This is a genomic window from Micromonospora arida (assembly GCF_003857035.1).
In the GTDB taxonomy this organism is placed as follows: Bacteria; Actinomycetota; Actinomycetes; order Mycobacteriales; family Micromonosporaceae; genus Micromonospora; species Micromonospora arida.
Genome location: NZ_QGSY01000184.1, coordinates 23487 through 36382, shown reverse-complemented (window position 1 = coordinate 36382; position 12896 = coordinate 23487). Strand labels below are relative to the sequence as shown.

The window sequence follows — 12896 nt, the reverse complement described above, 5'->3', positions numbered from 1 at the left end:
CTTGGGGATCAGCCAACTTTGGGTGGGGGACTGGTCGGGGTTCACCTGCCAGTCGCGGGAGACCCGGTCCACCCCCAGCGGGTAGATGGTCAACGTGCCGTCCGGGTCGATGCGCAGTCGTAGGAACGACTTCGAGTCCTCGATGCCCTGGCCGGCGAAGAGTTCGTTGACGTTCACGCCGAAAGAGCCCGCCACCAGCAGGTACGCCGCGACCAGCTGGCTGGCGACCAGACCGATCACCGGGCCGTAGAGCACCGCCGCGGCGACCGCCGGCAGCGGCCACGGCCAGTCGTAGAAGGGCAGCGCCAACCAGACCCAGGTGCCGGCCGCCGCCAGAGCCACCTGCGCCACGCCGTGGCCCACGCCGAGGATCCAGTGCCGAGCGTGGCGTTTGCCGCTCGCGCTCGGCGGCTTGGCGAACAGGGCCGCCGCGATCACCGTCACGAGCACCATCACCACCAGCGGGACGCTGAACAGCCGCTGGTTGGTGCTGTCGGCCCAGTTCGCCGTCGCACCGGCCATGGCCAGCATCAGTAGGGTGTGCAGGGTGCCGAGCAACGTGGTGAAGCCGGGATTGCGCAACGGCAACCGGGGGAAGATGCCCCAGCCGTAGCGGCGCGACCGCGCGGCGTCCGGGTAACGGGCCACCAGGTCGTACGGCTGGGCGGAGCTGGCCTTGCGGGTCAGCGTGTCCCGCGGTGGCACCTCGATGCGCTCCGGCAGCTTGTGCGTGGGGTAGAGGTACGCGCCGCCACCACCGCAGGTGATCAGCTCCCGGTCCGGCCCGGAGTAGCGGGCGTAGTGGTGCAGGTCGCCCGAGAGCAGCAGTCGCACCCGCGCCCCGGTCGGGTCGATGATCGTGCGGATGAAGTAGTCGATCGAGTCGTACGCCGTGGGGTTGTCGGCGGCCTTGACCCAGGTCGGCGCCGGCGCCGCGATGATCACCTTGGACTCCGGCCCGAGCCGCCGGGCCACCTCGTCGAAGTAGGCCAGCTGCGGGTCGTCCAGGTACGAGCCGGACTGGTCGTCCACGCCGAGCAACCACCAGTCGGCCGGCAACTCCACAGCAAAGTACGACCGGGACTGCCCGGTGCCCCAGCCAGCGAAGTTGCGGTCCCGGGAGCGGACGAACAACCGCAGGAAAGCGGTGAGACCGTCGTACCAGTCGTGGTTGCCCGGCACCGCGAAGAGCGTCGGATTCTCGGCCGGCGCTACGGGCAGGGCGGCCTGGTAGGGGCCCTTGCACCGGTCCTCGTACGCGGCGTAGGCCGCCGACGGGTACACCTGGTCGCCGCCCATCACCAGGGTCTGCGCCCGGGGCAGGCGGTGCCCGTCGACGGTCAGCTCGGGCTGCGCCAGCAGGTACGCCACCGAATAGGTGGCGTTGAAGCCGTCACCGAGGTCGGCCACGTAGTCGAGCCACAGCCCGCCGTCCGGCCCGACCTGGCGGAAGACGCCGTCGCCGAACGCGTTCTGCAACTCGCGCTTGTCGAGGTACGCCCCGAAGAGCACCGCCAGCAGCGTCCGGATGCCGGTGCTGATCAACAGGAACGGCGCCAGCCACGGCACCGGCTTGCGCGGCGTGAAGCCCAGCTCCAGCGGGTCGGTGCTGCGCGGCCGATGGGCGGCGCGTTCACCGGCCGGCGCACGGTCAGGACGCTCCGGGTGGGGGGAATCGTCGCGTTCGTCGCTCACCCGCCGCAGCGTAGTCCCGGCCCCGATCATCCGCTGTCCGGTAAACGTCCAGATGGCGGCCGATGTCCGGTTGGTGCTGGCGGGCGCGACGGGGGTATCCCGTTCGGTCGGTGCCGCCGGGGTGCCGTACACTTGCTGATCGTTGCCGCCTTAGCTCAGTCGGCTAGAGCGACGCACTCGTAATGCGTAGGTCGACGGTTCGATTCCGTCAGGCGGCTCGGTACAGAAGCCCAGGTCATCGGCCTGGGCTTCGCCGTTTCCCGAGGTCGATCACGCCTCCGTTCGTGGTGCCGGTCCTTAGATAGTCCTTGTCCCGTGCCGCGAACGCTTCGTCCAGGCGGTTGGCGACCGCGTCCAGGTCGTCACCGAACAGCCCCGCGTACACGTCCAACGTCATCGACGCCGAGGCGTGCCCGAGCATCCGCTGCACCGCCTTGACGTTGGCGCCCGCCGCCACGGCGAGACTCGCCGCCGTGTGCCGCAGGTCGTGCGGAGTCAGCCCAGCCAGCCCGACCGACGCAGCAGCCGGCGCGAAGACCCGTGACCGGAAGTTGGTGTTACGCAGTGGCCCGCCGTTCGGAGCGGTGAACACCAGCGCGTCCCGACGCTTGCCGGCGACGTACGCGGCCAGCTCGTCGACGAGGAACCGCGGAATGGGCACCGACCGACGCTGGTGGTTCTTCGGCGTGCCCTCCACCAGGCGGAAACCTTCGTCGGCGAGACCACGCACCGCGACGACGAAGCCGCAGCGTACGCAAAGGCCATGGAGCGACTCTGGCATGAAGCCGTGACCGGAGAAGAGGCGCGCAGAATAATCGTCGGAGCGGCTGAGGACCTCCGAAACTAGCCGCACCAACGAGCGGCCATTTGCCAGCTCAGTCGCAAGCGCTATCGGGTGTCTTGCTGCTAGCTGGATGCGGGCCTCATGTATTCGTAGCCAGGCAATAGCTCTTCCGCCGGGTGCCACTTTGTCGACACCATTATCCTGCTTTTGACTCCCATGTCGACAAATGGATATGATGCGTGGCTCTCCGTCGAAGGTAAGTTCTTTTGTGCATCCTCAAGGAACTCGCGCTCCTCGGGTTGCAAGCGAGTGATCTTAATTTCGGCGGCTACCGCGACAGGCGTGTCAATCGCGTAATGTGCGATCTTATCTTTGGTTACGACCGCAATGACGGGCACTTTGTTCAACTCCGGTTCAACGCTTCCCGAAAAGCTTTCAATGCGAAGTCTGCGGCAAATAGACCTCCAGTTGTGGAAGCGTCGATCGAAGTCGACAGGGTCCGTGTACCACTCCGTCATCCGGGAGAAGTTCACGCCTTCCTTTCGCAATCTGTCTCGGCCTAGAAGGAGCAGTGGAAGGTGTCTGTAACGCTGGATCACTCTATTTGAAGTCACCCGCCTTCCGACGAACTTGCGAAGACCGCTAAGCGCGCTAAGCGCCGCGTGAGCCTCCTCTTGACTCGGCTGATATCCGCCGTGGATTACCCGGTCCCGATATCGCGCCACCTTCTGGTGCCAGTCCAGGACCGCGCCCTCCCTTGCCGGGAGCCAAACGCCGCCGAATCGACTGGCAAACTCCGACTTGACTCTCTTGAAGACGGGCATCGAGAGAATTGGGGCAGCGTTTTGAGGAGTTAATCCTTCCCACCAGAGGGCATAGCTGAGAATGTCGTCCAAGAAGCATTCGGCCGCCGTGGCGGCATTCAGCACAGTGGCACGGTAGTCGCCATGAAGATAGAGCGCTTCACGGGCGTCCAGCGAGAATGTATTAAACCGCTGGAAGATTGGGTCCTCATACGAGTTCCACGCGGCGGAGAGTGTCGCCCTCAGTTGCTCCGGAGATAAAAGGCTCTTCTCCCTCTCTTCGACGCCCTGTCCGCCCGGGAAGTAGGCGCCCATTCCCCCAGGTTCGTCGTAGACGCTCCCGTCTGGGTAATACGCTATCCGATGCATCATTACCATGGCGGGCAGGGTCTCGCGAGCGGGGATGAGAGCGTAAGAATCGGACTCCTGCCGATATCGAAACAGTAACTCTCGGAGACAATCTAGAGCCCATCCGAAGGATTCCTCAACAGCGGCCACTGTCGACGCATCGCTACCTAACTTGCAGGGCGATGAAACGTTTAGTTGCGCGACAGTCTTGATTACGGTGCCGAACGAGTCCCCGATGGGTGAGGTAGCGTCTTCTGGTCGCCCCAATGCTCGGCCGGCAACAGGATAGACGGCGTCCAGGCTCGCTAGGTCCGGATGCACCGAATCAACCCGAATTAGCCGGATCTGAATCGCGCCGTTAGGGTGTGGCAAGGGAGGTAGCGGGCTATCCGATTCCACAATTGCTGGCGGCCTCCTGGTAAGGGTTCCCCCGCTTGGTCTCAAGACTCCGGTAAACGTGATTCCATCTGGCATCCGGACCCCGCGGCGTAACGGTACGAAGAAATTGAGCACCTGGTAGCCGTTAGCGGTCTGCGCGTGACCAGCCTTGCTCATGGACACCCCTGTCGCTACGCCATGACCCTAGCCAAACGAATCACATGGTTTGACTGCCGAATCAGCCTCTACTAGATCAAGGCGGCCCGCAAGCGGGCCGCGCCGGCCCGGCACCGGCCTGCTGGCGACCTTCGGCCGGCATCGGCCGGGCCGGCCGGCCATGCTTTAGGGGCACAGGATCGGAAGACCTCGGGGCTCCGCCCCGAACCCCGGCCCTCCTCAGAGATGCCGCTGCAGATCACCTCGCCGGGCACCACGAGGGCTACCAGCCTCCCCGGACGGGGCCAAGGTCGTTCGTCCGGTAGGGCGCTCCACCTTGTCCCCGTCCGGGGAGGCTGGACGGTCTACGCCTGCCCGACGAGGAGATCAGCTCTCTAGACCTGCTGTGCAACAGTGTTGGATCGGCGGCTTGCAAGTCTTGGTGCCGGAATGAGGCACGGCTTTGAACTTGGGTGATCCGATAGTTGTGGCCGGGATCGGTGTAGCCGGCGTCCTGGTAGGAGGGCTAATTCAAGCCCATGTGGCCCGAACGAATCGCCAGCATGAACGAAGGCTGGCAATCGAGATGAGAAGGGTGGAGGAAAGATTCCGGTCTTACTCCGAACTGGCTCAGTATGTGATGCACGTGGAATCGGCGAGCGGGCGAAGCCCCGGTGCGTTCAGCGATAGCAGCGAGAAAAGGACGCTTGATGCCGAGCATGCGGAAGCGCCGCAGCTCAGTCCCGAACTTGCAGCGCGTCTGACGACTTACGGTTCTGTCTGGTTGGATCTTCAGTTCGTCTTCTGGAGGGCCGCCCACCTATCGAACTCCTGGCTTGCAACTCTTGAGCGCCTCTTTGTTGACCTGGATAGGGCGAACGACTTCCAGTATCTGTCAGACGAGGAGTGGGGCAGGCTCAGGGGCTTGGTGCGAATTTCTAACCGTAGGGGAGACGAGTCAGCTGACCGCCTCTTGCGTCAAATTAGGGCCGAGTTGGAGGGTGAGACATCTTGGAGGAGGGGCCGCCGCAGGATCAAGAACTGGTGGCAGGACAGGCGCAACTCCAGGAAGGCTGCGGAGGAGGACATATTTGTCGAGGAGGAAATTCCTATTTTATAAAGGTGGTGAGAGAGATGGATTCGGGTTCGCCGACTGCGGAACCGGACGAGCGTCAAGCATCAGGAAATAGTCAGCGGGCTTTGGGTGTCGCCCACTGGCCGGCTGCTCGTGATGTTCTGGGGCGGTCTCGGTCATCCCGGCGTCTTGGGAGTCCGCATCTAGTCCGCAAGAAGAGATCTGGACCAGGCGCCTAATCTTCTTCTGCAGCCTGCCGCTTATCGATGTTGGAAAACGAGTTTGGATGGAGCCGCAAATATTCGTCGAGCCGTTCGGCCGGCACGGTAGCCGCGTTGAGCTTCGCGTATCGCTCGTTTTGCGCCTTCCAGTCTTGCTCCAAATGTGACCAATCCGCGTCGTGCACGTCGTTCGCGAGCTGCGCGAGGCCCTGTAGCCACCATACGGGGAGAAAGTCCGAAGAAGCTATCGCCCTACGCATAGCGAACAACGTGAAGAGGGTTACTCCTGCGATCTCATGTAGTGTCCGAATGGCATAGTCGGCGTTGAACTGAGGATTCAGCTTCGGCCTCAGCCTCACTGATTCGTGCTCGAATACGAGATAGGCAGACGTGTTCGCAGTAGGGTGAGCGTTTGCCGATGACATTTTGTAAAAGGCTTGATATGGGGAGCCGCCGACAGGCGCTAGTTGGCTCTCGATGTAGTCGCGAACGATTCTATCGGGAAACCAGTCGCCTTTGACGAGCCACTTTTCTGCCTTGTCGGGCAATTTGGCCAGCATCCGGGCAAGGCCCGCCGATTCGTACACTGTTCGGACGAGCGCTCGCGCATCGATGTAGTAACCATGAACGGCGACTACGGTGGCGGCGCGGATTGCGCTGAACGCGCGAGTGAATGCTGTGACTGAGGCTACCTCGTTTACGCCGGAAGCAGTCACGTCATCGATGGGATTTTCGAGAAGGACGTGTGCCGCTAGAAGGAGGCCAAAGTTGATCTGGTCGAGGTGCGTGGCGGCGGCGTCCTCCGCAAGTGTGGCCTCAACGTTCTCCGAGTGGTTGGAGGTCAGGTAGTTGGTCGGGTCCGCCGGCTCAGACATACCCACGATTGTCGCAACCTGGGTCTGAATAGACACCCCGTGGGGCCGAACGGCTCGCGGAGGGTCCGGATCAAGGCCTTGCACGGCATCAGTCCTCATTCAGTCCTCATTCAGTCCTCAAGAGATCGACCCTCAGCCGGTGACAGTGAGAGATGTCGAGAGGGATTTCCGCAGGCCAAGCGTGGTTCGGGCAGGTAGAACGAGGTGGGCGACTTGATCTCGTAATGCGTAGGTCGACGGTTCGATTCCGTCAGGCGGCTCGGTACAGAAGCCCAGGTCATCGGCCTGGGCTTCGCCGTTTCCCGAGGTCGACGACACCGCCACCGGCCGTGCCGGTCCGCAAATAGTCCGCATCCCGCGCCGCGACCGCCTCGTCCAGCCGGTTGGCGACCGCGTCCAGGTCGTCACCGAACAGCCCCGCGTACACGTCCAACGTCATCGACGCCGAAGCGTGCCCGAGCATCCGCTGAACCGCCTTGACGTTCGCACCCGCCGCCGAGTCAGCTGTCGCAGCGCGGTCAGTAACGCCTGCCGGTCGTCCGGCCCCGATGGCACCAGCCAGCCGACCTAATATCCTCGTTGCGAAGATATCTTCCCGCAGATAAGGTCGGTGCATGAAGACACCGCTACAGGAGCCCACATTCCTGATCCTGACCGCCCTGGCGGAGGGGCCCATGCACGGTTACGGGCTGATCCTGACGGTGACCGAGTTGTCGCAGGGTCGGTTGTCGCTCCGGCCCGGCACGCTGTACGGCTCCCTTGACCGGCTGGCCGACGACGGGCTGGTGACAGTGGACCGGATCGAGATCGTCGATGGCCGCGCCCGCAAGTACTACCGCCTCACCAAGGAGGGGTTCTCATTGCTGCGCGCGGAGACGGAACGCATGCGCCGGGCCGTCGAGGCGGCAACCAGCCGCCTCAATGGTCGTGCGGCCGCGCAACCCCTGACCGCACCGCTCCGTCCGAACCTCGCCGGTGGTGTCGCGTGACGTCCGTGTTGCGTCATCGCTACACCAAACTCCTGTGCTGGTACCCCGCCGCCGACCGAGGCGACCGGGGCGTCGAGATTGTGGAGACGTACATGGAACTGTCGTCTGCCGGCCAGCGTCGGCCGCGTCCCGGTGATGTCGCCGACCTGGTCGCCGGTGGCCTGCGCCAACGCCTCCGGGCTCGCAACGCCGGCGGCCTCGTCGACGCCCTGCCGCTCACCGGCACCATCGCTCTGGTCACGGCCATGACGATGGCCACCGTGGGATTGATCCTCACGGAGGTGTTCCCGGATCCTGATCAGTACGGTGTCGGGGCCCCGATGCTGGGGCCGTTCCACACTCTCGGCGCGCTGGCGTGGATCGCCTGGATGCTCGTCCTGCCGGCCGGGCTCGCCGGGTTAGGCCGATGGGCGGTCGCGGTCGCGACCGTCGTGACGATCGGCGTGGCCGTGGTCGTCGCGGTGGTCCCGGCAACAGAGTTGACCTCACTTCACAAGCCGGGCCTGTTCGTGCTCGTGCCGCAGATCGCGCTCGGCCTGTTCGCGCTGGCAATGCCCCCCCGACACGGCTACCGAAGCACTGCGGTCACCGCTTCCGTCATCGCGGCTGCGGCGACGGTGGTGCTGGTCGGCTCGCGATACGGCCTTCGGTACGACGTACTTCTCGGCATGATGCTGCTCCTGGCGCTCATCGTCACCGGGGTGGTCCTCGCCGCCCGGCGCGACCGGCGTGCCTGGTGGCCTGCCATGCTGCTACTCGGGCCAGTGCTGCTGCTCGGGCCGAAGATCGGTCTGGAGGCCATGGACGACAGCAGGCGCGGGGCACTCGGATGGGCCGCGATGTCACTGTTGGTGGCGGTGGCCGCGCTGCTGGTCGCGGTGATGTGGCAGACCCAGCGTGCCCGGCGGCGGGCGGCGCAGATCGAGCAGTAGAACCACCGGTACGCCTTGGCCCGACGTCGGCGGGCGGGTCGCGAGTAGGGGCCGTCCGCGAGAGCGACCGACCACTCGCCCCCCGGCTTCCTCCCCGCAGCGCCTTTTGCCAGGTTCTGCCCGGCGGCCGTGTCCCGGGCTCCCGTGGTGCACCTATTTAAACGACGGCACGCGAAGGCCTGGGGGTCAGCCTCGCGCTTCCCGTCCCGGCGTTGTCTCCGCAAGCGTGGCGGCCACCCGGGGCGGCCTCGCGTCGGCCCTGCTCGCGGGCTGCGGCCACGAGCGCGGGCACGACGGAGCGGTCCATCACGTTGGTCCCCTGCGCTCGTCTGGAGGCCGGGTCGCGGAGCAGCAACTCCACCCGGCGACCCGTTCCCAGCGCGGCTCGCTGCTTGTCGATGCGCGCCCAGGGCCCGATCGCGGCGGTGCTCGGCGCGAGGGCGATGACCGGGCCGTTTCCGGGGGCGAGGTCGAGGTTGAGGGTCGACCGCATGCCGCCGTCCATGTAGCGGCGGTCGCCGATGCTGACCGGGGCCGCGGAGATCGGCATGGCGCAGCTCGCGGCGACGGCATCCACCAGGGGGACGTCGTCGTGCCGGGTGATGGTGCGGCTGGCGCCGGTCCCGGTGTCGACGACCACGACGCGAAGGTCCACGTCGTCCGCCCAGGCGTGGTTGGGCAGGCGGGCCTCGGCTGTCCGGCGCTGCCGGGACGGGTCGTCGATGCGCGCGGCGAGGGCGAGTCGACCGAGGCGGCGAGCGGCCTGCTCGGGGCTGCGCGCGAACAGTTGTGCCCGCGCGAGCCGAAGCAGGTGGAGTAGGCCGAGTGCGGGTGAGGTTTCGTGCGCAACGCCCCTGCGCTGGCGCTCGAAGAGTTCCGCGAGTGGGGTGCCACTGGTGAGCTGGGCGCCCACCACGGCACCAGAGCTGGTGCCGATGAGGGTGGCCTCCGGGGTCACGGTCACTCCCTCGTCCGCGAGCCCGGTGAGGATGCCGACCTCCCAGGCGATGCCGGCCACTCCACCCCCACCGAGCACCCAGACGGGTCGCGTGTCGTCCGTCATCAGTCCCCCACTCGGGTCGATACTGCTAACGCAGTTCGCAGTTAGGCTAGCAGGGATGACGGTGGATCAGGGCTGTCGTCGTCCGAGGATGATCCCGCCGAGCCGGCTCTCCGCCGAGGTGACAGTGGTCTGCGAGTCGACGGTGAAGCCGTGCTCGCGCAGCCAGGCCGCCACCTCGGCTGGCTGTCGACGATGGACGTGCACGTTCATCGGGTGGCCGCCGTAGCCCTCGGTCTTGAGGGTCGTTTCGTCGCCCACGTGGAAGCCGAGCAGCAGGGGGCCGCCGGGGCGCACCACCCGCCGGAAGTGCGCGAACACGACGCCGATCTGGTCGTCGGGAATGTGGATGAGGGAGTACCAGGCGACCAGGCCGGCGACCGAGCCGTCGGCCAGATCGAGGTCGGTCATCGAGCCGACCTCGAACCTCAGCTCAGGGTGGTCACGGCGGGCCACGGCGATCATCCCGGGCGAGAGGTCGATCCCGAAGGCGTCGACGCCGAGCGTGTGCAGGTGGGCGGTGATTCGCCCCGTCCCGCAGCCCACATCCGCGACCGGCCCGCCGCCGGCACCCTGCACGAACTCGGCGAACGATGCCAGGGCGGCTCGTTCGTACGGTGCCTCCGCCAGGAGGTCACGGACCAGATGCGCGTAGCTGACCGCGACGGTGTCGTAGGAAGTGCGGGTCGCTGTCAACCACTCGTCTACGGTCACGAGTCCAACGCTAATTCAGCGACATACTGATGCCTGACCTTGCCGGACCGACAGTTTGGAGGCGTCCACCCGTGACTTCCGCACCGGTGATCGTGAGTCTGCCCATCTCCGACCGGGCTACCTCCTACCGCTTCTATCGCGACGGACTCGGCCTGGACGCCGTGGGCGAGTTGGCAGACGATGGCATCCCGGAGCCGTTGCAGTTCGTGGTCAACGACGGGCTGCGGCTGATGCTCATCCCGACCGGCGGCTTCAGTTGGGTTATCGGCCGGCACGAGGTCGCCCCGAGGGGCCAGAGCGAATGCCTGCTCAACCTTGGTGTCGCTGCGCCGACCGAAGTGGACGCGTTCGTCGAGCGGGCGCGCGCTGCCGGAGCCGAGATCATCACCGAGACGGCAGACCAACCCTGGGCGTACGCGGGCGTCTTCGCAGACCCTGACGGCCACTTGTGGATGGTGTCCGCCGATTCGGGGTCCTGAAACCGTCGGTGGTGGTGGTTACGGTCCGGCGGTGACCGTGACCACCGATGCCCCTGGGACGCTGCCCACCCCCGCCGACGAGGCCCGGCTCTGGGCACTCATCGAGGCGGCCTGGGCCGAGTTGGGCGCCGAGCCCTTGGCGCTGCGGCAGGCCCTCGTCGAGCGCGACCCCAACGACGACGGCGACGACGACGGTCCGTCCTACGCGATCGACGCCTGGCTCGATGCCTTCCTGGACCACCTCGGGCAGTTGACCGTCGAGCTGACCGGGCAGGAGCTGACGGATCTCGACCGGGTGGTGGAGCGCAAGCTGCACGACATCGATCGGGAGGACATCCACGAGGTGACCGACGGGTCGGACGACGGCTTCCTCTACGCGCGAGGCTTCATCGTGGCCCTGGGGCGGTCGTACTACGAGGCGGTTCTCGCCGACCCCGCGATGGCGCTGCTGGACGCCGACTGCGAAGGCATGTGCTACTTCTTCGCGCACCTGCACAACGACCGGTTCGGTTCCTGGCCGGAGACCGGCTCCGGGCTCTCCCGGGAGTCGTTCGGCAACCCGGCCGGCTGGTCGGCCTGACCGGCGCCCGGCGAATCAGTTCAGGGTCGTGCTGCCGAGGTGGGGCTGCCTCCGTCGCCGGCCCACCCCGCCGCAGGTGATCGGCCGTAACCTCACGCCTTCTCAAGCACGATCAAGTGGTACTCCAGCCACCGCCGTGACAATCCAGCCTGCAACGCTGAACCGCCGATCATGTTGGCCCAGAATGGCATCTCGACAAGACGGTTGCGCAGCCGTGGAAGTAGGGCTGCGGCGCCGACAGCCAGCTTGATCACGCGGTCGCGGGGCCGCCCGAGGTGCAGGTACGGGGTGAGATCCAGGTCCTCGACCAGACGCAAGCCGGCGCGCTCAGACATGGCGACCAGCTCGCCCACGGTATGCAAGCTTCCGACACGCCAGCCGGCGCGGAACTGGTCGAGACAACGCTCCCGAGCGGCGAGCCCGCGATCCTTCTCGGTTGCCCAGTCGTCGCACAGGATGAGGCGACCTCCAGGGCGCAACCGGTCCACCAGGGACGGGATCAGGTTCTCCAGCGACGGCGAGTGAACGACCGCCTCCACCGCGACCATCGCGTCGTAGTGCGGTTCCGCGGGCAGCTCGGCGAAGTCGGCACAGATCACGTCACAGCGGTCGGTCAATCCTTCGCGGTCGAACCGCTTCGCTGCGATCTCGGCCTGCACTCGGCTGATGGTCACCCCGGAGACGAACCCGTCCACCTCGCGGGCCAGGCGAACAATCGTCCCGCCGACACCACAGCCAAGGTCAAGCACCCTTGCGCTTCCCGCAGGGACGTGCCCGCGCAAACGCTCGATCATGAGGCGGTTGACGGTGTCCATGGCCGCTGCCGTGTTCGCCACGTCCGGCGTCCACACGCCACGATGGATGGCGTCACTGCCTGGGCTTTCGGCAACCAGGAGGAACCGACGCGTGTTGTCGTCGTAGTAGTCAGCGACGCGACCAACATGACCGGACGCACCCTGCTCAGTTGTCGAGCCCATCGACGAAAGCTATCAGCCGACCGCCAGGGCCATTGCTCTCGGTAAGTATGGGTTGACGAACGGATGTCGTCCGGTGGCACGGTCTTCCTGTCGTACAGCGGGGTCAGACGTAGATCTTCGTGGCGTACGCCGGACCGTAGTGCCGTTCCAGGTCTTCGAGGCTCTCCGTCGGGGCCTCGACCTCCTTGATCAGGCGTGCCCGGGACGGCAGTGCCTCGGGCTGCCACGTCTCCGGCCGCCACAGCGCGGACCGCAGGAACGCCTTCGCGCAGTGGTAGAAGATCTGCTCGATCTCCACCACCACGGCGAGCACCGGCCGGTGCCCCTTGACCACCATGTCGTCGAACCAGGGCGCGTCGCTGACCAGGCGGGCCCGCCCGTTGATGCGCAGCGTGTCGGTCCGCCCGGGGATCAGGAAGAGCAACCCGATGTGCGGGTTGTCGAGGATGTTGCGGTAGCCGTCGGCTCGCCTGTTGCCGGGCCGCTCGGGCAGCGCGATGGTCGTGTCGTCCAGCACCAGGGCGAACCCGGCCGGGTCGCCCTTCGGTGAGACGTCGCAGCTGCCGTCCGCGCCGGCCGTGGCCATCAGACAGAACGGCGAGGCACCGAGCCACTCGCGGTCCCGTGCGTGCAGCCGGGTGCGTTCCTTGCTGGCGGCCCGCGCGTTGGGCACGCCGAGAAGCTCGCGCAACTCCTCGTGCGATGTGATCTCCACCGTCACGTTGATCCTCCCTCAGCCGTTGACCTGGTGGCGGGCACCACCGTCGTCAGCCTAGGCCGCCGTGACCAGCGCGAGGTTTGTGCCTGGTCGTCGTGGGTACGGCCTCACC

General features: G+C 66.1%; 14 protein-coding genes and 1 tRNA gene. 6 read left to right on the top strand and 9 right to left on the bottom strand.

The window, feature by feature from the left end:
* A partial coding sequence (locus DLJ58_RS16940; protein ID WP_124857561.1) for a metallophosphoesterase family protein occupies nt 1-1695 on the bottom strand: 1695 nt, incomplete at its 3' end.
* 144 nt (nt 1696-1839) lie between these two features.
* On the opposite strand from DLJ58_RS16940, the gene DLJ58_RS16935 reads away from it, so the two are divergent.
* A tRNA-Thr gene (locus tag DLJ58_RS16935) sits at nt 1840-1913 on the top strand.
* Between the two features lie 17 nt (nt 1914-1930).
* Here the strand turns inward: DLJ58_RS16935 and DLJ58_RS16930 are convergent.
* Together DLJ58_RS16930 and DLJ58_RS16925 are read right to left on the bottom strand one after the other, a co-directional pair.
* A complete protein-coding gene (locus DLJ58_RS16930; protein WP_124857559.1) occupies nt 1931-2476 on the bottom strand; it encodes a tyrosine-type recombinase/integrase in 546 nt (181 codons plus the stop codon).
* Nucleotides 2477-2601: 125 nt separating this feature from the next.
* On the bottom strand, nt 2602-3660 hold the full coding sequence (locus tag DLJ58_RS16925) for a hypothetical protein (protein WP_124857557.1): 1059 nt from the start codon (nt 3658-3660) through the stop codon (nt 2602-2604).
* 1090 nt (nt 3661-4750) lie between these two features.
* On the opposite strand from DLJ58_RS16925, the gene DLJ58_RS16920 reads away from it, so the two are divergent.
* Nucleotides 4751-5284 carry a hypothetical protein gene (locus DLJ58_RS16920; RefSeq protein WP_124857555.1) on the top strand — a complete coding sequence of 178 codons (534 nt, stop codon included), beginning with the start codon at nt 4751-4753 and terminating at the stop codon, nt 5282-5284.
* 190 nt (nt 5285-5474) lie between these two features.
* On the opposite strand, the gene DLJ58_RS16915 is transcribed toward DLJ58_RS16920, so the two are convergent.
* Nucleotides 5475-6335: a hypothetical protein gene (locus DLJ58_RS16915; RefSeq protein WP_124857553.1), complete on the bottom strand. Its 861-nt coding sequence runs from the start codon at nt 6333-6335 to the stop codon at nt 5475-5477.
* A gap of 277 nt (nt 6336-6612) precedes the next feature.
* Entirely contained in the window at nt 6613-6774 is a 162-nt protein-coding gene (locus DLJ58_RS16910) for a hypothetical protein (protein WP_208741167.1), read from the bottom strand.
* 175 nt (nt 6775-6949) lie between these two features.
* Between DLJ58_RS16910 and DLJ58_RS16905 the strand changes: the two genes are divergently transcribed.
* Together DLJ58_RS16905 and DLJ58_RS16900 are read left to right on the top strand one after the other, a co-directional pair.
* Nucleotides 6950-7324: a PadR family transcriptional regulator gene (locus DLJ58_RS16905; RefSeq protein ID WP_124857551.1), complete on the top strand. Its 375-nt coding sequence runs from the start codon at nt 6950-6952 to the stop codon at nt 7322-7324.
* A complete protein-coding gene (locus DLJ58_RS16900) occupies nt 7321-8256 on the top strand; it encodes a hypothetical protein (protein ID WP_124857549.1) in 936 nt (311 codons plus the stop codon). The genes DLJ58_RS16905 and DLJ58_RS16900 overlap by 4 nt, the downstream gene beginning before the upstream one ends.
* A 157-nt stretch (nt 8257-8413) precedes the next feature.
* Here DLJ58_RS16900 and DLJ58_RS16895 read toward each other — a convergent pair whose 3' ends face one another.
* Together DLJ58_RS16895 and DLJ58_RS16890 are read right to left on the bottom strand one after the other, a co-directional pair.
* Nucleotides 8414-9319 (bottom strand): patatin-like phospholipase family protein, encoded by a 906-nt coding sequence (locus DLJ58_RS16895; RefSeq protein WP_124857547.1) that lies wholly within the window; start codon nt 9317-9319, stop codon nt 8414-8416.
* A gap of 66 nt (nt 9320-9385) precedes the next feature.
* Nucleotides 9386-10030, bottom strand: coding sequence for a class I SAM-dependent DNA methyltransferase (locus tag DLJ58_RS16890; RefSeq protein ID WP_124857545.1), 645 nt, complete (start codon nt 10028-10030; stop codon nt 9386-9388).
* 71 nt (nt 10031-10101) lie between these two features.
* Here DLJ58_RS16890 and DLJ58_RS16885 point away from each other — a divergent pair, with 71 nt between their 5' ends.
* A complete protein-coding gene (locus DLJ58_RS16885) occupies nt 10102-10509 on the top strand; it encodes a VOC family protein (protein WP_208741165.1) in 408 nt (135 codons plus the stop codon).
* Between the two features lie 31 nt (nt 10510-10540).
* On the top strand, nt 10541-11089 hold the full coding sequence (locus DLJ58_RS16880; protein ID WP_244218978.1) for a DUF4240 domain-containing protein: 549 nt from the start codon (nt 10541-10543) through the stop codon (nt 11087-11089).
* 92 nt (nt 11090-11181) lie between these two features.
* Here DLJ58_RS16880 and DLJ58_RS16875 read toward each other — a convergent pair whose 3' ends face one another.
* Both DLJ58_RS16875 and DLJ58_RS16870 read right to left on the bottom strand, forming a co-directional pair.
* Entirely contained in the window at nt 11182-12066 is an 885-nt protein-coding gene (locus tag DLJ58_RS16875) for a class I SAM-dependent methyltransferase (protein ID WP_124857543.1), read from the bottom strand.
* 103 nt (nt 12067-12169) lie between these two features.
* Nucleotides 12170-12787 (bottom strand): pyridoxamine 5'-phosphate oxidase family protein, encoded by a 618-nt coding sequence (locus DLJ58_RS16870; RefSeq protein ID WP_124857541.1) that lies wholly within the window; start codon nt 12785-12787, stop codon nt 12170-12172.
* Nucleotides 12788-12896: the final 109 nt, after the last annotated feature.

What these genes read in the sequence shown, in the direction of transcription:
- DLJ58_RS16910 (WP_208741167.1), bottom strand. Translation starts at nt 6,774, where the DNA reads ATGACGTTGGACGTGTACGCGGGGCTGTTCGGTGACGACCTGGACGCG.
- DLJ58_RS16930 (WP_124857559.1), bottom strand. Translation starts at nt 2,476, where the DNA reads ATGCCAGAGTCGCTCCATGGCCTTTGCGTACGCTGCGGCTTCGTCGTC.
- DLJ58_RS16905 (WP_124857551.1), top strand. Translation starts at nt 6,950, where the DNA reads ATGAAGACACCGCTACAGGAGCCCACATTCCTGATCCTGACCGCCCTG.
- DLJ58_RS16925 (WP_124857557.1), bottom strand. Translation starts at nt 3,660, where the DNA reads ATGGTAATGATGCATCGGATAGCGTATTACCCAGACGGGAGCGTCTAC.
- DLJ58_RS16920 (WP_124857555.1), top strand. Translation starts at nt 4,751, where the DNA reads ATGAGAAGGGTGGAGGAAAGATTCCGGTCTTACTCCGAACTGGCTCAG.
- DLJ58_RS16915 (WP_124857553.1), bottom strand. Translation starts at nt 6,335, where the DNA reads ATGTCTGAGCCGGCGGACCCGACCAACTACCTGACCTCCAACCACTCG.
- DLJ58_RS16875 (WP_124857543.1), bottom strand. Translation starts at nt 12,066, where the DNA reads ATGGGCTCGACAACTGAGCAGGGTGCGTCCGGTCATGTTGGTCGCGTC.
- DLJ58_RS16895 (WP_124857547.1), bottom strand. Translation starts at nt 9,319, where the DNA reads ATGACGGACGACACGCGACCCGTCTGGGTGCTCGGTGGGGGTGGAGTG.